Below are 18,769 nucleotides of genomic sequence, written 5' to 3' on the forward strand. Positions count from 1 at the left end.
AGGTCCAGTCGTACGGTCCGGTCATGCCCCCTCCCACACCCCCGCCCGCAGCCCGCTCCACGCCCCCTCCCCCGAGCCGCGCCGTGTACGACCTCACCGGCCGCTCCGCGTTCGTCACCGGCGCGGCGGGCGGCATCGGCCGGGCCTGCGCCGTCCTGCTGGCAGCCGCGGGTGCCGACGTGCACTGCGCGGACACCGACGAGAAGGGGCTGCGGGAGACCCAGCGGCTGATCACCGGGGCGGACGGCGCGGCACGGGCCCATGTCCATGTCCTCGATGTCACCGACCGCGACCAGGTCCGGGCGGCGGTGGCGTCGGCGGGCGCCGTCGACATCCTGGCGGCCGTCGCCGGGATCATGCACACGAGCAGCGTCCTGGAGACCTCGGACGAGGACCTCGACCGTGTCCTCGCGGTCAACTTCAAGGGCGTCCTGTACGCCTGCCAGGAAGTGGCCCGTTCCATGATCGAGCGTGATGCCCCCGGCTCACTGATCACGATGGCCTCAGGGGCCGTCGACTCCTCCGGTCCGGGCCTGCTCTGCTACAGCGTCGCCAAGGCGGCGGTCGTCCAGCTGACGAAGACCCTCGCCACCGAGCTGGGGCCGCACGCGATCCGGGTCAACACCGTCGCCCCGGGCTGGATCCGTACGCCCATGACCGCCCGCCACGACGCCGGGCAGCGACAGCGGGTGGAAGCGACGATGGCGCGGCTCTCACCACTCGGGCGGGTGGGCGAACCGGAGGACGTGGCCCACACCGTGCTCCACCTGGCATCCGACGCCTCGGCCTTCATGACCGGCCAGATCCTCCGCCCGAACGGCGGCGTAGCCATGCCCTGGTAGCCTTCAGCGCCCTGTCCGCACCCCGCAGCGCCCGGTCCGTCGCCCGCTCCCCGGCACCACTGCCCGCACTCTGCCGCCCCTCGACGGCCCCGTCCGGCCCTCGTACGTCCACGCCCCGCTCCGCACCCCGCCCCCGGGCGGCCCGCAGCGCCCACTCGGCACCCCGCAGCAGCCCGGCCCCCCACCGGCCGCCCGCTCCCGCCCGCGCGGGCCCGGCGGTCGCGGCCACGTGCACCGGCAGCAGGCTCAGCCCCCAGCCCCCCGCCACCACCGCGCCCTCGACGAGCCCCGCATCCGCCGGGTCCAGCACGAGCCGCAGCACGGCCCACCACCACACTCCGCCGCACACGAGCGCCGGCCCCCATCGCCGCACCATGGCTGCCTCCTCCGGCCGAGCCCGGGGCCCGTCGTCGCACCGCCGCCCGCCGGGCGACGTTCAGACCCTAGGACGGCAGGCCCACCCCACGGGAGGGCGCTCGGCGTCCCACCGGCGCGATCCGGGCGTATCCAGGGCCGACGCACGCCCGCCAGGGATGCCGGCTCGCCGGACCGCGGTCCTGCCGGGCCGGTGTTCCGCTCCCCGCAGTCTCACCCGGCAGCCCCCGTACCGCATCCAGAGCGGTTCCGTCCCGGAGGATCGGACGCATCCCGGGGAACACGGGCGCCCGTCGGACGCACGGAAGCCCCGGCCGTCCATCGGGGACGACCGGGGCTTCCACTGCCCACCGGACCGAAGAGGTCAGGCGGCGACGACATCCACCGCTTCCGCGGGCGCCTTGATGGTCACCCGCCCCGACGGCACACCGGCCACCGAGGTCACGGAGACGGAATTGAGCATGGGCCGCACCGGCACGGTGACCGGATCGCTGGCTGCTGCCGACTCGGCCAGTTCGGCCAGCGACAGCTCATCGCTCACTTCACGCATGAGCTCGGACATCCGTACGTCAAGCGCGTCGCAAATGGCGGAGAGCAGTTCGGAGGATGCCTCCTTCTGCCCCCGCTCCACCTCGGAGAGATAGCCGAGCGAGACTCGGGCGGACGAGGAGACTTCGCGCAGAGTACGGCCTTGGCGCTGGCGCTGCCGACGCAGCACGTCACCAAGCAGGCGACGGAGCAGAATCATCGGTGGCTCCCTCCTCGGACCGCGTAGCCGCATCCTTCACGCCCCACCGTACCGCCTCGCGCGGCGGCCGTGCGGGGAGCGATGTCGTGTTCACTCAGGGCTGCAAACATCAATTCCCCCCGTTCTCTTCCGTATCCTGTGCCCTTGCGTTCTTGCCGAGTTCCACCGAAAGCAGCGTGAGTGCGCTTCGCACACTCTCTCTACGAATGTCCGCCCGGCCGCCGTTCAACCGCAGCTCGGCGATATTCTCCGCGCCGCCCGGTCCGGCGACCGCCACGTACACCGTGCCCACGGCCTTGCCGTCCTGCGGATCGGGGCCCGCGACCCCCGTCGTCGCCACGCCCCAGTCCGCGCCCAGGACGCGCCGCACACCGGCCGCCATCTGTCGCGCCACCTCCGGGTCGACCGCACCGCGCTCCGCCAGCAGGGCTCCGTCCACCCCCAGGACGTCCCGCTTCAGCGGCGTCGCGTACGCCGTCACGGAGCCCCGGAAGGACTGCGAGGCACCCGGCACGGACGTCAGCTCCGCCGCGACCAGACCGCCGGTCAGCGACTCGGCGACGGCGAGGCTCTCGCCCCGCTCCCCGAGCAGCGCCAGCACCCCGGCGGCGGTCGTCACCGCTCGGACTCCGCCGGGGATCGGCCCTCGGCGGCCCGCTCGGCGGCGAGCCCCCTGCGGCGCAGGACGACCGCCTGGCGCACGTAGTCGAGCCCGGTGAGCACCGTCAGCAGGACGGCCACCGCCATCACCCAGAAGCGCAGTGTGGCGAGCGGTCCGGTCAGTGCCAGAACGTACATCCCGACGGCCGTCCCCTGAGCCAGGGTCTTCATCTTGCCGCCGCGGCTGGCCGGAATCACCCCGTGCCTGATCACCCAGAAACGCATCACCGTGATGCCGAGCTCGCGGAAGAGAATCACTCCCGTGACCCACCAGGGCAGGTCACCGAGGTAGGAGAGGCAGATCAGCGCCGCACCCATGATCGCCTTGTCGGCGATCGGATCGGCGATCTTGCCGAAGTCGGTGACCAGGTTGTACGTGCGCGCCAGATGGCCGTCGAACAGGTCGGTGATCATCGCTATGGCGAAGGCCGCCCAGGCGAAGGACCGCCAGACCGGGTCGTACCCGCCGTTGTGCAGCAGCAGCAGCACGAAGCCGGGGACCAGCACCAGCCGCACCATGGTGAGCAGGTTGGCGATGTTCCACAGACTGGCCTGATTGACGGCCGCAGCACCCAGTTTGCCGCCGCGGACCGGCTTCGCGCCGGAGCCGCCTGCCGCGGATGCCGGGACTCCCGTCATCTGGCCGCCTCCACCCGTCCGGAACATTCGGCCACCAGGTCCACTCCCTCGGCGCCCACGACCTTCGCCTCGACCATAAGGCCGGGGACCAGGCCCTCGCGTGTCGTGAACAGCACCTGGCCGTCCGTCTCGGGCGCCTGGTGCGCCGCACGGCCCACCGCGCCGTCCTCGTCGTCCACGGACTCCACGAGCACCTGGAGCGTCTCTCCGATGCGCTCCTCGGCGCGCTGCGAGGTCAGCTCCTCGGCCAGCTGTGAGATGTGCGCCAGCCGCTCGGCGACCACGTCCTCGTCCAGCTTGTTCTCGTAGCCGGCCGCCTCGGTGCCCTCCTCGTCGGAGTAGCCGAAGACGCCGATGGCGTCGAGCCGGGCGCCGGTGAGGAAGCGTTCCAGCTCCGCCACGTCGGCCTCGGTCTCACCGGGGAAGCCCACGATGAAGTTGGAGCGCGCACCGGCCTCGGGCGCCTTGCTCCGGATGGTGTCCAGCAGCTCCAGGAACCGGTCGGTGTCGCCGAAGCGGCGCATCGCGCGCAGCACCCCGGGGGCGGAGTGCTGGAAGGACAGGTCGAAGTAGGGCGCGACCTTCGGCGTCGAGGTCAGCACGTCGATCAGGCCGGGGCGCATCTCGGCCGGCTGGAGGTAGCTGACCCTGATCCGCTCGATGCCCTCGACGTCGGCGAGCTCCGGCAGCAGCGTCTCCAGCAGGCGGATGTCGCCGAGGTCCTTGCCGTACGAGGTGTTGTTCTCGGAGACGAGCATGACCTCCTTGACGCCCTGCTCGGCCAGCCAGCGGGTCTCCTGGAGCACGTCGGAGGGGCGCCGCGAGATGAAGGAGCCCCGGAAGGACGGGATGGCGCAGAAGGAGCAGCGGCGGTCGCAGCCGGAGGCGAGCTTCACCGAGGCGACCGGGCTGGTGCCCAGCCGCCGGCGCAGCGGCGCCCGCGGACCGGAGACCGGGGCCACGCCCTCGGGAAGGTCCTCGGGGGCGGGCGCGGCCTCCTGGGCGTGGCCGGGCAGGGCCACGGCGGCGTCCTGCCGCTCGGCCGGGCTGATCGGCAGCAGCTTGCGGCGGTCGCGCGGGGTGTGCGAGGCGTGGATGCCGCCGTTGAGGATGGTCTGGAGGCGGTCGGAGATGTCGGCGTAGTCGTCGAAGCCGAGGACGCCGTCCGCCTCGGGCAGGGCCTCGGCGAGGTCCTTCCCGTAGCGCTCGGCCATGCAGCCGACGGCGACCACGGCCTGGGTTCTGCCGTGGTCCTTCAGATCATTGGCTTCGAGGAGGGCGTCGACGGAGTCCTTTTTGGCGGCCTCGACGAATCCACAGGTGTTGACCACGGCGACATCCGCGTCGGCGGCGTCCTGGACGAGCTCCCAGCCGTCCGCTGCCAAGCGGCCTGCGAGCTCCTCCGAGTCCACCTCGTTACGGGCGCAGCCAAGAGTGACAAGGGCGACGGTACGGCGTTCGGGCATGGGCTCAAGACTACTTTGTCCCGGCACTCGACCTGCCGCGCAGGGTTCACCCGTCACACCGAGTGACGAACGCGGCGAGCGCCCGGCAGATTGCCGGGCGCTCGCCGTGACGTCGTCGCCGTGCGGGGAAACGCTGCGTGTACGGATCAGCCGACCGCCGGGTCGCCCTTGGTGTACGAGAGCCGCTCGACCTGGCCCGGCTGGAACTTGTCCTCGACCTTCTTGCCGTTCACGAAGAGCTCGATCGAGCCGGCGTCGCCGAGGACGAGGTCGACCCGCTCCTGGTCCTGGAAGGTCTTGGTCTGGCCCTGGAGCAGCAGCCCGTCGAAGAGCAGCCGGCCGTTGTGGTCCTTGGCCGAGATCCAGCTCTTGCCCTGGGTGGCGTCGAGCCGCACCGTGACCTTGTCCCGGGGCGCGGCGGCGATGGCGCTGTCGGACGGGGCCGGCTTCGGGTCGGCGGGCTTGTGGGTCTTGGGCGCGGGGGTCTTCGTGTTGGGCGTCGACCCTTCGGCGAGCTGGGTGGACGAAGGGGTGTCGTCGCCTCCCTTCAGGGCGGTGAAGCCGACGAATCCGACGACGGCGACGATCGCGGCGACCATGGCCGCCGTCCAGTTCGGCCGACGGGGTTCGGAGCGGATGCGTTCGGCCTCGAACAGCGGGGCCGCGGGCGTGGGCGCGGGACGGCCGCCGTGCTCCGCGTCGTACTGCGCGACCAGCTGGTCCGCGTCGAGGCCGACGGCGCGCGCCAGGGTACGGACATGGCCGCGGGCGTACACGTCGCCGCCGCAGCGGGAGAAGTCGTCCTCCTCGATCGCGTGCACGATGGGGATGCGCACCCGGGTGGACGAGCTGATCTCTTCGACCGTGAGACCTGCGGCGATACGAGCCTGCTGGAGCGCTCGACCGATCGAAGGCCGGTCGTCTTCGGGGGAGTTGCCGATGGACACGGGGGCGCCTTTCGAGCGTGAGCCACCTGCTGGGTGTTCAGTCTAGGGGGGTTGCGAAAGGGTGGGGCAACCGGGAGGAGGCACTTTGCCCTCCATTGGAATCGAACGTCGTCCGATTCCCCGGGCCGTTCCGGGAGGGACAATTCTGCCGCCCCTCCCCCCAGGTTGACGTACGACCCGGCCAAAGGGTTGCCCGTACTTCACCTGAGAGGTGGCCTGTGATCCCGTCGGGAATCACGGAGCACCCCTTACGGAGCGGATTCCCCGCGGATGACCGCCAACACCCCGTCCAGCTCGTCGGGTTTCACGAGGACGTCGCGGGCCTTCGAACCTTCGCTCGGTCCGACGATGTTGCGCGACTCCATCAGGTCCATCAGCCGGCCGGCCTTCGCGAAGCCGACGCGGAGTTTGCGCTGGAGCATCGAGGTCGATCCGAACTGCGTGGAGACGACCAGCTCGGCGGCCTGGCAGAGCAGGTCCAGGTCGTCGCCGATCTCCTCGTCGATCTCCTTCTTCTTGGCGGTGCCGACCACCACGTCCTCACGGAAGACCGGTGCCATCTGGTCCTTGCAGTGCTGGACGATGGCGGCGACCTCCTCCTCGGTGACGAAGGCGCCCTGCATACGGGTGGGCTTGTTCGCCCCCATCGGCAGGAACAGGCCGTCGCCCTTCCCGATGAGCTTCTCGGCGCCGGGCTGGTCGAGGATGACCCGGCTGTCGGCCAGCGAGGAGGTCGCGAAGGCCAGCCGGGAGGGCACGTTCGCCTTGATCAGGCCGGTGACGACGTCGACCGAGGGGCGCTGGGTCGCCAGCACCAGGTGGATACCGGCGGCGCGGGCCAGTTGGGTGATCCGCACGATGGCGTCCTCCACGTCGCGCGGGGCCACCATCATCAGGTCGGCGAGCTCGTCGACGATCACCAGCAGGTACGGATACGGGGAGAGCTCGCGCTCGCTGCCCTCGGGCGGCTTGACCTTGCCCTTGCGGACGGCCTGGTTGAAGTCGTCGATGTGCCGGTACCCGAACGCGGCGAGGTCGTCGTACCGCAGGTCCATCTCGCGCACGACCCACTGGAGCGCCTCGGCGGCACGCTTGGGGTTGGTGATGATCGGCGTGATCAGGTGCGGGATGCCCTCGTACGCGGTGAGCTCGACGCGCTTCGGGTCGACCAGCACCATCCGGACGTCCTCCGGGGTCGCCCGCACCATGATCGAGGTGATCAGGCAGTTGATGCAGGACGACTTGCCGGAGCCGGTCGCACCGGCCACCAGAACGTGCGGCATCTTCGCCAGGTTGGCCATCACATAGCCGCCCTCGACGTCCTTGCCGAGCGCCACCAGCATCGGGTGGTCGTCCTCCGCCGCGTCCGCGAGGCGCAGCACGTCACCGAGGTTGACCATCTCCCGGTCCGTGTTGGGGATCTCGATGCCGACCGCGGACTTCCCGGGGATCGGGGAGATGATCCGTACGTCGGGGCTGGCCACGGCGTAGGCGATGTTCTTGGCGAGCGCGGTGATCCGCTCGACCTTCACGGCGGGGCCGAGCTCGACCTCGTAGCGCGTGACCGTCGGGCCGCGGGTGAAGCCGGTGACGGCGGCGTCGACCTTGAACTCGGTGAAGACGTTGGTCAGCGCGGCGACGATGGTGTCGTTGGCGGCGCTGCGGGTCTTCCCGGGGCCGCCGCGCTCCAGCAGGTCGAGCGAGGGCAGCGCGTAGGTGATGTCCCCGGAGAGCTGGAGCTGCTCGGCGCGGGCGGGCAGCGGCTGGGACTGCGAGTCCGGCACGGTCTTGGTCAGGTCGGGCACGCTGCCCGAGGGCGCCGCCGCCTTCCCGGCCCGGTCGCCCTGGCCGGGGCCCGTGCCGGGCTCGGCCTCCCTGGCGCCCGGCAGAGGCGTGGCCCGGCGCTCGCGCTCGACGGCGACACCCTGGGTGAGGTCGGCGACGATCGGCGAGGGCGGCATGCCGTTGAGCACCGCCCCGTCGAGGGCGGCCGCCGCGGCCGCCGCCACGTCCACCGCGTCCATGGTGCGGTTGGCCACCGGCTGCGCGGCGGGCCTGCGCGGTCGGCGGCGCTTGGAGAGCGCCTCGGCCTCGGCCTGCTCGGGGTCGTACTCGGCGGGCGCCTCGGAGCGGCGCGCCGGGGAGCGGCGGGAGCGGGCGGGCAGCGCCTCGCGCCACTGCTCCTCGTAGCGCTCGTCGTCGCTCTCCTCGTCCGCCTCGGGGTCGTGCTCCGGATGGATGAGGCCGAGCTTCGTGCCGAGCAGCCGCAGCCGCTGCGGGATCGCGTTGACCGGCGTCGCGGTGACGACGAGCAGCCCGAAGACGGTGAGCAGCAGCAGCAGCGGTACGGCGAGGACCTCGCCCATCGTGTGGACCAGCGGCTTGGAGGCCGCCCAGCCGATGAGCCCGCCCGCGTTCTGCATCGCCGTGGTGCCGTCCTCCCGGCCGGGCGACCCGCACGCGATGTGGACCTGGCCGAGCACCCCGACGACCAGCGCGGAGAGCCCGATCACGATGCGGCCGTTGGCCTCCGGCCTCTCGGGGTGGCGGATCAGCCGTACGGCGATGATGCCGAGCAGTATCGGTACGAGGAGGTCGAGCCGGCCGAAGGCCCCGGTGACGAGCATCTCCACAAGGTCGCCCACGGGCCCCCGCAGATTCGACCAGGTGCCCGCGGCGACGATCAGCGCGAGGCCGAGGAGCAGCAGTGCGAGGCCGTCCTTGCGGTGCGCCGGGTCGAGCCCCTTGGCGCCGCGCCCTATGCCGCGGAACATCGCGCCGACGGCGTGGGCGGTGCCGAGCCAGACGGCACGGGCCATGCGGTAGACGCCGCTGGTGGGTGACGGGGCGGGTGGGGGCGGGGCCGCCTTCTTCGCCGCCGTCTTCTTGGCGGGGGCCTTCTTCGCGGGCGCGGTCTTCTTCGCCGCAGCCTTCTTCGCGGGCGCGGCTTTCTTGGCCGGCCCCGCGCCACGGCCGGCGCTCTTCGCGGTGCCCGCCGTGCCCTGGGAACCCTTGCCGGACGTACGTGAGGCCATGGTGCCGAGGTTACCGGTGTTGATGGCCGTTAACACGTGCGACCACCGCTTCACCCGTTCGTGTCGCCGCGCGGAGGACGCGAACTGACGCCCGTTCACCGCAGGATGCCGGATCGCCGATCCGTCGAACAGTCGCGGGTCAGGGGAAGTTGGGCCGGGGCCGGGCAATCGTCCCGCCCTCGGCCGGAAATCGCGCGGCCGCAACGGCCGCCGACCCCATGACGGCCCGTTACGAGGGCAGCGCCGCCGCGCTGCTGCCGGTGCCGGGCTCCAGGGCGTCGAGCGCCCGGCGCAGCCCGGTCAGTTTGCGCTCCAGGTGGGCGGCGGTCGCCACCGCGGCGGCGTCCGCCGACTCGTCGTCGAGCTGTTTGGAGAGCGCCTCGGCCTGCTCCTCCACGGCCGCGAGCCGTGCCGAGAGCTCGGCGAGCAGCCCCGTGGGCTCCTTCTCCCGGCCCGGATCGCCTCCGTCGCCCTCCAGCTGGAGCCGGAGCAGCGCCGCCTGCTCACGCAGCTGGCAGTTCTTCATGTACAGCTCAACGAAGACCGAGACCTTGGCCCGCAGCACCCATGGGTCGAACGGCTTCGAGATGTAGTCCACCGCGCCGGCCGCGTAGCCCCGGAAGGTGTGGTGCGGGCCATGGTTGATCGCGGTGAGGAAGATGATCGGGATGTCCCGGGTCCGTTCCCGCCGCTTGATGTGCGCGGCAGTCTCGAAACCGTCCATGCCCGGCATCTGCACGTCCAGCAGAATGACCGCGAAATCGTCCGTGAGCAGCGCTTTGAGCGCCTCCTCCCCTGACGATGCCCGGACCAGGGTCTGATCGAGCGCGGAGAGAATGGCCTCCAGCGCCAGCAGATTCTCCGGTCGGTCATCGACCAGGAGGATCTTGGCCTTCTGCACCATGGCCCGTCCTCCTCGCCCCGGAAATGCACCGGGCGCCGCCCCAGGGGACGACTCCGTTGCGCCGTCCGTCCTTGTGCCGGTCATGGTAGCCGCACCCCGCCCGTCGCCACACCCTGTCACCGCGATGTCACTGTGCACACAGCAGAAACGCGGTGGGGGACCAGAAGGTTCCCCGTACAGCGCCTTCCCACACCCGTGCGGGCACAGTCGATCAGCAACTCATCGTGATTCGTCCAATAAATGATCACTTCCCATGCATCCACTGCTCCATTACAGAAAGAAGGTGATCAGGGTCGACGGGCTTGGTGACATAGTCGGAGGCGCCGGATTCGATCGCCTTCTCCCGGTCACCCTTCATCGCCTTCGCCGTCAACGCGACGATCGGCAACCCGGCGAACTGCGGCATCCGGCGGATCGCCGTCGTCGTGGCATAGCCGTCCATCTCCGGCATCATGATGTCCATCAGGACCACCGCCACGTCGTCGTGCTGCTCCAGGACCTCGATCCCCACCCGCCCGTTCTCCGCGTAGAGCACCGTGAGGCCGTGCTGTTCGAGCACGCTGGTGAGCGCGAAGACGTTGCGGATGTCGTCGTCGACGATGAGCACCTTCTCGCTGCGGAACCCGAACGTCCGGCGCGCCTCGGGCTCCTCCTGCGGGGCGAGCTCCCAGGGCTCCTGCGGTGCCGACGGCGCCGCTCCCCTCGACGGTGACGGCAGGGCCGGCCGACGCTCCGCGCTCTCCAGGCTCTTGCGACGGCGCCGCATCAGCCCGGAGACACCGGCCGCGCCCGAACCGGAGGACGGGGCCGCCGGCTCGATCGCCACGCCGGACTCCGGCGGCAGCCCTTCCCCGGCCGTCTCACCGGGCTGCGGGTAGCCCGGCTGCGGCAACTCCCGCGGATGCAGCGGCAGATACAGCGTGAACGTCGAGCCGCGGCCCGGTTCGCTCGCGGCGTGGATCTCGCCGCCCAGCAGCCGGGCGATCTCCCGGCTGATGGACAGCCCGAGCCCCGTGCCCCCGTACTTGCGGCTGGTCGTGCCGTCCGCCTGCTTGAACGCCTCGAAGATCACCAGCATCTTGCTGGACGCGATCCCGATACCGGTGTCGGTGACCGAGAACGCCATCAGATCGGCACTCGCGTCCTGCAGCGAACCGGCCTCCAGGAGCTGCTCCCGGATGGCGTGCGGCACGTCCTCGTTGGCGAGCCGGATCACCAGCTCCACCGTCCCGCTGTCGGTGAATTTCACCGCGTTGGAGAGCAGGTTCCTCAGCACCTGCAAGAGCCGCTGTTCATCCGTGCGCAGCGTCGCGGGCAGTTCCGGCGACACCCGGACGGAGAAGTCGAGCCCCTTCTCCGCGGTCAGCGGCCGGAATGTCGCCTCCACGTAGTCCACCAGCTGGACCAGCGCGATCCGGGTCAGGCTGACGTCCATCTTGCCCGCCTCGACCTTCGTCAGATCGAGAATGTCGTTGATCAGCTGGAGCAGATCGGAACCGGCCCCGTGGATCGTCTCGGCGAATTCCACCTGCTTCGGCGAGAGATTTCCCTCGGCGTTGTCCGCGAGCAGCTTGGCCAGGATGAGCAGCGAGTTCAGCGGCGTACGCAGCTCGTGCGACATATTTGCCAGGAACTCGGACTTGTAGCGCATCGAGACCGCGAGCTGCTCGGCGCGCTCCTCCAGGATCTGCCGGGCCTCCTCGATCTCGGTGTTCTTGACCTCGATGTCGCGGTTCTGCCTGGCCAGCAGTTCGGCCTTGTCCTCCAGTTCCGCGTTGGACGCCTGCAACGCCTTCTGCCGGTTCTCCAACTCCTGGGAGCGGTCCCGCAATTGCACGGCCAGTTCCTGCGACTGTTCGAGGAGTTTCTCGGTCTTCGTATTGACGCTGATGGTGTTGACGCTCGTCGCGATCATTTCGGCGAGCTGGTTGAGGAAATCGCGCTGGATGTGGGTGAACGGCTGGAACGACGCCAGCTCGATCACGCCCAGCACCTTCCCCTCGAAGAGGACCGGCAGCACGATCACGTGTGCGGGCGGCGCCTCCCCCAGTCCGGAGGCGATCTTCAGGTACCCCGGCGGCACGTTGTCCACCTGGATGGTCCGCTTCTCCTCGGCGGCCGTCCCGATGAGCGTCTCGCCGGGCCGGAACGAGGTGGGCATCGAGCCCGCCGAATAGCCGTAGCTGCCCCGCATCCGGAGCTCGTACGAGCCCTCCTCCTCGCTGTCCGCGCCCACCGCGGTGTCCCCGGTCGGCATGGCCAGGAAGAACGCGCCGTGCTGGGCGGAGACGACCGGCGTCAGCTCGCTCATGATCAGCGAGGCCACGTCGTCCAGATCGCGGCGGCCCTGCATCAGACCGGAGATCCGGGCGAGGTTGCCCTTGAGCCAGTCCTGTTCCTTGTTGGTCGCCGTGGTGTCGCGGAGGTTGGCGATCATGGTGTTGATGTTGTCCTGGAGGGCCTGGATCTCACCCGCCGAGTCCACGTCGATCTTCAGATTGAGATCGCCCCGGGTCACGGCGGTGGCCACCGCCGCGATGGCCCGCACCTGACGGGTGAGGTTCCCGGCCATCTCGTTCACCGACTCGGTGAGATCGCGCCAGGTGCCGTCGACGTCCCTGACCCGCGCCTGACCGCCCAGCTGTCCCTCCGTGCCCACCTCGCGGGCGACCCGGGTGACCTGGTCCGCGAAGCTCGACAGCTGGTCGACCATCGTGTTGATGGTGTTCTTCAGCTCCAGGATCTCGCCCCGGGCATCGATGTCGATCTTCTTCGTGAGGTCGCCCTTGGCGATGGCGGTGGTGACCGTGGCGATCTGGCGCACCTGTCCGGTCAGGTTGGACGCCATCGAGTTCACCGACTCGGTGAGGTCCTTCCAGGTCCCGGAGACCCCGGGCACCCGCGCCTGGCCGCCCAGCTCGCCCTCCGTACCCACCTCGCGGGCGACCCGCGTCACCTCGTCCGCGAACGACGACAGCGTCGTGACCATCGTGTTGACGGTGTCCGCGAGCTCGGCGACCTCGCCGCGCGCCTTGACCGTGACCTTCTTCCGCAGATCGCCGTTGGCGACCGCCGAGGAGACCCGGGAGATGTTCCGCACCTGACTGGTCAGGTTGCTGGCCATCAGGTTGACGTTGTCGCTCAGGTCCTTCCAGATACCGGTCGCCCCCGGCACCCGCGCCTGGCCCCCGAGGATGCCCTCCGTACCCACCTCGCGTGCCACGCGCGTCACTTCGTCGGCGAAGTTGAGCAGTTGGTCGACCATCGTGTTGACGGTCGTGACCAGTTCGAGGATCTCGCCCCGGGCGTCGACGGTGATCTTCTTGGAGAGGTCGCCGTTGGCGACCGCGGTGGTGACCTCGGCGATGTTGCGGACCTGGATGGTCAGGTTGTTCGCCATCCGGTTGACGGACTGGGTCAGGTCCTTCCACGTACCGGACACCCCCTGCACCTCGGCCTGACCACCGAGCATGCCCTCCGTGCCCACCTCACGGGCGACCCGCGTCACCTGCTCGGCAAAGTTCGACAGCTGGTCGACCATCGTGTTGATGGTGTTCTTCAGCTCCAGGATCTCGCCCCGGGCATCCACATCGATCTTCTGCGACAGATCACCGCGTGCCACCGCCGTGGCAACCTGCGCGATGTTACGGACCTGAGCGGTCAGGTTCCCCGCCATACCGTTCACCGAATCGGTCAGGTCACGCCACACCCCGGCCACACCCGGTACCTGAGCCTGGCCGCCCAGCCGTCCGTCGGTGCCGACCTCGCGGGCGACCCTCGTCACCTGCTCGGCGAAGGCGGAGAGCTGGTCGACCATCGTGTTGATGGTGTTCTTCAGCTCCAGGATCTCCCCGCGCGCGTCCACATCGATCTTCTGCGACAGGTCGCCCTGCGCCACCGCCGTGGTCACCTGGGCGATCTGGCGGACCTGGGAGGTGAGGTTCCCGGCCATGAAGTTGACGGAGTCGGTGAGCTCGCGCCAGGTGCCCGAGACCCCCTCCACCTGGGCCTGACCGCCGAGCCGCCCCTCCGTACCCACGTCCCGCGCCATCCGCGTCACCTGGTCGGCGAAGCTCGACAGCTGCGCCACCATGGTGTTGACGGTGTTCTTCAGCTCCAGCATCTCGCCCGCGACGTCCACGGTGACCTTCTGCGACAGATCACCATTGGCCACCGCGGTCGTCACCTGCGCGATGTCCCGCACCTGCCCCGTGAGGTTGCGGAACGCCGCGTTCACCGAGTCGGTCAGGTCCTTCCACGTTCCCGCCGCCCCCGGCACCTCGGCCTGACCGCCCAGCCGGCCCTCGACACCGACCTCGCGGGCCACCCGGGTCACTTCCGAACCGAACGCCTGGAGCTGGGCCACCATCGTGTTCACGGTGTTCTTCAGCGAGAGCATCTCGCCCGCGACGTCCACGGTGACCTTCTGCGACAGGTCACCATTGGCCACCGCCGTGGTCACCTGCGCGATGTCCCGCACCTGCGTCGTCAGGTTCCGGAAGACCGTGTTCACCGAGTCGGTCAGGTCCTTCCAGGTCCCCGCCGCCCCCGGCACCTTCGCCTGACCGCCCAGCCGGCCCTGGCCGCCGACCTCGCTGGCCACCCGGGTCACCTCGTCGGCGAAGAGCCGAAGCGTGGCGGTCATCTGGTTGATGGTCTCGGCGAGCTGCGCGACCTCGCCTCGGGCGCTCACCGTGACCTTCTGGGAGAGGTCCCCGTTGGCGACCGCCGTCGTCACCTCCGCGATCCCGCGCACCTGGGAGGTGAGGTTGCCCGCCATCGTGTTGACGGAGTCGGTCAGGTCCTTCCAGACCCCGGCCACGCCCGGCACCTCGGCCTGCCCGCCGAGCTCGCCCTCCGTACCCACCTCACGGGCGACGCGGGTCACCTCGGAGGAGAACGACGACAGCTGGTCGACCATCGTGTTCACGGTGTTCTTGAGCTGGAGCATCTCACCGGCCACATCGACGGTGACCTTCCGCGACAGGTCGCCCTTGGCCACCGCCGTGGTGACCAGCGCGATGTCCCGCACCTGCAGGGTCAGCCGGTGCGCCATGGTGTTCACGGAGTCCGTGAGGTCCTTCCAGGACCCGGACATCCCGCGCACCTGGGCCTGGCCGCCCAGCTTCCCCTCGGTGCCCACCTCGACCGCGACCCGGGTCACCTGCTCGGTGAACGCGGACAGCTGGTCGACGAGGCTGTTGACCGTACGGGCGACCTTCAGGAACTCGCCGCGCAACGGCCGTACCGTTTCGTCGGAGGTGTGCGACCTCAGCTCCATCCGCTGTTCGAGATCGCCGTCGGCCACCGCCGACAGCACCCGTCCGACCTCCGAGACCGGGCGGGCCAGATCGTCGACCAGCTCGTTGGAGGCGTCGATCGCGGCGGCCCAGGAGCCCTCGCAGGCACCCGGCTCCAGCCGCTCGGTCAGCTTGCCCTCGCGCCCGACCACCCGCCGCACCCTGGCCAGCTCACCGGTGAGGTGCAGATTACGGTCCGCGACCTCGTTGAAGACCGCGGCGATCTCCGCCATCACGCCGTCGCCCGAGACGGTCAGACGCCTGCGGAAGTTCCCGTCGCGCATCGCCACCAGACCGGCCAGCAGTCTGTTGAGCGCCGCCACGTCGACGTCGATGGTTCCATGGCGCTGTTTCCTCACGGACTGTCCGCCTTTTGTGCGCGTGTTCCTGCCCCGCGCCGCCGTGCCAGACTCCACCGTGTCCCTCCCGCAGGGGTTGACCGTATCGCTCGGGCCGTAACTGGGAGCTTGCCCAGTTCTGTTTTGGCTCACCGCCACAGCCCACCGTCGACGGGTGACCATGGGGACGTCAAATCGTTGAAACGTACCAGGCGCGCCTCCGCAGGGGTGCGACCTCCGGACGTCGCCCCGCACCGCTCCACCAGGAAGCCCACACTTGTCCGGTCAGCGGCCCGTTCCGTTCGCTCCTGTCCGAACTCGCCCCTCGTGTACCCGGTACCGGGAACGAGCGTCTAGCCTGGCAGGCGTATCGAAGCGGCGAGAAACGGGCACAGGACTCGGGGAAGCGACGAGACACCAATGGGGAGTGCTGTGATCACCGCGCGTGCGGCCGCCACCTTCGACCCGGTCGGACGCTCTGTCGCGACCGCCCGCGCCTTCGTGCGCGACACCCTCCAGGGGTGGGGCTACACGGACGTCGTCGACGACGCGGTCGTCCTCACCAGCGAGCTGGTCACCAATGCCGTGATCCACGCGGGCACCGCCGCGGACGTCCTCTGCCTGCGCACCGAGGACGGTGTGCGCATCGAGGTCTCCGACCACTATCCGGAACGTGAGATCCCGCTCCAGGGCGCCGGTCCGGAATTCGGCAGCCCGGACCGCGAAGGCGGTCGCGGGCTGCTGCTCTGCGCGGCGCTCGCCACCCGCTGGGGCGTCGAGTACTCACCCGCCCGCAAGCACGTCTGGTTCCAGCTCGACCTGCCGGAACGCCCGGTCGGCATCCGCTCGGCCGGCCCGCTGCTCCCCGTGGGGCTGCTGCCGGTCGCCGACGAGCGGGTCCGGGTGGCGGTCGTCCAGATCGACGGCACCGGCGCCATCGCCTCCTGGAACGAGGATGCGGCGTACCTTTTCGGCCATACCGCCGAACAGGTCGGCGGAAAACAGTTCACGGACTTCACCGCTTGGCCCCAGACCCCCGGCACCAGCACCGGTATCGCCGACGCCCTCCAGCTCTCGCGCTGGGAGGGAAGTTACGGGATCCGTGATGTCGACGGCCGGGTCGTCCCCGTCTACGCCTCGCACCTCAGGATCCGTGACACGAACGGCGAGCCGTCGACGGTCTGCCTGCTCGTCCGCGACTACGAACGCGCCGTGCTCCAGTCGCCGCCCCGCGCCCCGGTCTCCGACACAGCAGCCGAGAGCGGCAAGACCGACCCGTTCGAGATCTTCATCGGCTCCCCGGCCCCCGACGACCTCGACGGCCTGCTCCAGCGCACGGTCGAGCGCGCCCGCGACATGCTCGACGCCGACGCCGCCTTCCTCCTGCTGGCCACGGACGACGAGACGGAGCTGGAGGTACGGGCCACCACGGGCCTGCCCTCCGCCCGTCAGCGCTTCGCCCGGGTGCCGGTGGAGGCCGGCACCGGACGGTACGGCTCCGCCCGGATGCCCGCCGTCCACGAGGACCTCGACAACGTTCCGGGCGCCGTTCCGCTCCTCGCGGGCACCGGCATGCGTTCCGTCGTCACCGTCCCGCTGAAGGTCGAGGGCCGGCTCACGGGCTCGCTCGGGGTGGCCGCAGAGGCGGCCGGCCGGTACACGAACGAGGAGGCCCTGCGCCTCCAGTTCGCCGCCGACCGGATCGCGCTGGCCGTCGAGTCGGCCCGCCTCGGCGAGCTGGAGCGGCTCCGCCGCGGTTCGCTGTCGTTCCTGGTGGAAGCCTCCGATCTGCTCGCCGGAACCCTCGACCGGGACCAGACGCTGGCGCTGATGGCCCAGATGACGGTGCCGACCCTGGCCACCTGGTGCGCCGTCTACACGATCGCCGACCAGGTCTCCGAGCCGGACCTCTCCTACGTTCTCCACGAGGACGAGGACCGCATCGACGGCCTCAAGGCCCTGCTCTCCCGTATCCCGCCGCCGGAGCCCGTACCGACGCCCGGCGTCCGGGTCTGGACCGCCCCGTCCGAAGCCGCGCACCAGGCGGCGCTGCGCGGTTCGATGCGCACACTCGGCCTCGCCGAGAACAGTCGGCTCGGCGAACCGGGCAGGCTCGGCCCCGATGTCCGTACGACGCTGGCCACCGCGGCCGCCGTGGGCGGTGAGACGGTCGTGCTGCCGCTGGTGGCCCGTAACCGCGTCATCGGCATGCTCACGCTCGGCAAACCGTCCGACGACCATTTCCGCCAGGAGATCCTGGAGCTGGCCGAGGATCTCTCCCGCCGTGCCGCACTGGCGCTGGACAACGCCCGCCTCTACTCGGAGCGCATGGCGATCAGCCAGTCCCTCCAGCGCAGTCTGCTGCCGCCGGGACTGCCGGAGATCCCCAATGTCGAGATCGAGGTCATCTACCGGGCGGCCGGCGAGGGCAACGAGGTCGGCGGTGACTTCTACGACGTCTTCCCGATCCGTGACGGCGCCTACGGCTTCGCCATCGGCGACGTATGCGGTACAGGTCCGCAGGCCGCGGCCGTCACAGGCCTCGCCCGGCATGCGCTGCGTCTGCTGGCCCGCGAGGGCTTCGGCGGCCCCGCCGTCCTGGAGCGTCTCAACGCGGCCATCCTCGACGAGGGCTCCCGCAGCCGCTTCCTGACTCTGCTGTACGGCGAGCTGTGGCCCCAGGAGGACGGCAGCGCCCTGCTGAAGGTGGTCTGTGCGGGGCACCCGCTCCCGCTGCGTCTGCGCCAGGACGGCTCGGTCGAGGCGGCGGCCGAGCCCCAGCCCCTCCTCGGCGTCATCGACGACCTCGAACTGTACGAGCAGACGGTCACCCTCGCCCCCGGCGACGTGCTCCTCTGTGTCACCGACGGCATCACAGAACGGCGTGAGGGCTCCCGCATGCTGGGCGACGACGGCCTGGCGGACGTTCTGGCGACCTGCACCGGCCTTACAGCGGGTGCGGTGGCCGCGCGCATTCTGCGGGCGGTGGAGCGCTTCGCCGCCGAGCCCGCCTCGGACGACATGGCCATCCTCGCCATGCGTGTGCCGGAACCGCCTGCCGCATAGCCCGGTCCGGATACCAACGAGAAAGGCCCCCGCCAACTGGCGGGGGCCTTTCCTCTTCTTCTGAGCCCCAATGCGGAATCGAACCGCAGACCTTCTCCTTACCATGGAGACGCTCTACCGACTGAGCTATTGGGGCCTTGCTGCCCTGCGGCAACGAGCTAAAGCATACCCTGAACTCAGGGATGGTCAAAATCGCTGTCCGAGGGAGACTCTGACGGGCCCTCATGGCTCTCACGGCCTCGGTAGGTGCCGCGCTGCCCTGGTCGGAGCCGCACCAACCGGCCGGCGCCCCGCCGGTCGGCCCGGCATCGATCCACGCCGACACGGAACCGGGACCCGACCGCCACAACTCCCGGGGAAGTGGTGGGTAAACGCAGAAAAGCCCCGTGTCCACAAGAGACACGGGGCTTTCCCGTAAAAGAAGTTCGGCGGCGTCCTACTCTCCCACA

10 protein-coding genes, 1 tRNA gene and 1 pseudogene are annotated in these 18,769 nt (G+C 70.2%); 2 read left to right on the top strand and 10 right to left on the bottom strand.

Translation table 11 applies throughout. From position 1 onward, the window contains the following. Nucleotides 1-23: 23 nt before the first annotated feature. Nucleotides 24-842, top strand: a complete 819-nt coding sequence (locus ACIQGQ_RS28840) for an SDR family NAD(P)-dependent oxidoreductase (RefSeq protein ID WP_402400904.1) — start codon at nt 24-26, stop codon at nt 840-842. Nucleotides 843-969: 127 nt separating this feature from the next. On the opposite strand, the pseudogene ACIQGQ_RS28845 reads toward ACIQGQ_RS28840, so the two are convergent. The 9 genes and pseudogenes from ACIQGQ_RS28845 to ACIQGQ_RS28885 all read right to left on the bottom strand — a co-directional run. After that, a pseudogene (locus ACIQGQ_RS28845) lies at nt 970-1,218 on the bottom strand (hypothetical protein); the annotation flags it as partial. 363 nt (nt 1,219-1,581) lie between these two features. Continuing rightward, the gene (locus ACIQGQ_RS28850) at nt 1,582-1,965 is read right to left on the bottom strand and encodes a helix-turn-helix transcriptional regulator (RefSeq protein ID WP_366296848.1); all 384 of its coding nucleotides are present in this window, start codon (nt 1,963-1,965) and stop codon (nt 1,582-1,584) included. A gap of 109 nt (nt 1,966-2,074) precedes the next feature. Beyond that, nucleotides 2,075-2,584, bottom strand: coding sequence for a CinA family protein (locus ACIQGQ_RS28855; RefSeq protein WP_366296849.1), 510 nt, complete (start codon nt 2,582-2,584; stop codon nt 2,075-2,077). Further along, complete coding sequence (gene pgsA, locus ACIQGQ_RS28860; protein ID WP_366296850.1) at nt 2,581-3,264, bottom strand: CDP-diacylglycerol--glycerol-3-phosphate 3-phosphatidyltransferase; 684 nt, start codon at nt 3,262-3,264, stop codon at nt 2,581-2,583. The genes ACIQGQ_RS28855 and pgsA overlap by 4 nt, the downstream gene beginning before the upstream one ends. Then, entirely contained in the window at nt 3,261-4,730 is a 1,470-nt protein-coding gene (gene rimO, locus ACIQGQ_RS28865; protein WP_402400909.1) for a 30S ribosomal protein S12 methylthiotransferase RimO, read from the bottom strand. Before rimO ends, pgsA begins: the two co-directional genes overlap by 4 nt. Before the next feature lie 146 nt (nt 4,731-4,876). Further along, nucleotides 4,877-5,677: a RodZ domain-containing protein gene (locus tag ACIQGQ_RS28870; RefSeq protein WP_366296852.1), complete on the bottom strand. Its 801-nt coding sequence runs from the start codon at nt 5,675-5,677 to the stop codon at nt 4,877-4,879. Nucleotides 5,678-5,925: 248 nt separating this feature from the next. After that, a complete protein-coding gene (locus ACIQGQ_RS28875; RefSeq protein WP_402400912.1) occupies nt 5,926-8,712 on the bottom strand; it encodes a DNA translocase FtsK in 2,787 nt (928 codons plus the stop codon). A gap of 229 nt (nt 8,713-8,941) precedes the next feature. Then, the gene (locus ACIQGQ_RS28880; RefSeq protein ID WP_402400915.1) at nt 8,942-9,616 is read right to left on the bottom strand and encodes a two-component system response regulator; all 675 of its coding nucleotides are present in this window, start codon (nt 9,614-9,616) and stop codon (nt 8,942-8,944) included. Nucleotides 9,617-9,860: 244 nt separating this feature from the next. Beyond that, nucleotides 9,861-15,275: a HAMP domain-containing protein gene (locus tag ACIQGQ_RS28885; protein ID WP_402400918.1), complete on the bottom strand. Its 5,415-nt coding sequence runs from the start codon at nt 15,273-15,275 to the stop codon at nt 9,861-9,863. 399 nt (nt 15,276-15,674) lie between these two features. On the opposite strand from ACIQGQ_RS28885, the gene ACIQGQ_RS28890 reads away from it, so the two are divergent. Beyond that, the gene (locus tag ACIQGQ_RS28890; RefSeq protein WP_402400920.1) at nt 15,675-18,320 is read left to right on the top strand and encodes a SpoIIE family protein phosphatase; all 2,646 of its coding nucleotides are present in this window, start codon (nt 15,675-15,677) and stop codon (nt 18,318-18,320) included. Between the two features lie 63 nt (nt 18,321-18,383). Here the strand turns inward: ACIQGQ_RS28890 and ACIQGQ_RS28895 are convergent. Next, nucleotides 18,384-18,456: transfer RNA gene (locus ACIQGQ_RS28895), tRNA-Thr, on the bottom strand. Between the last annotated feature and the right edge of the window lie 313 nt (nt 18,457-18,769).

It is taken from the genome of Streptomyces sp. NPDC092952, from assembly GCF_044754785.1.
In the GTDB taxonomy this organism is placed as follows: domain Bacteria; phylum Actinomycetota; class Actinomycetes; order Streptomycetales; family Streptomycetaceae; genus Streptomyces.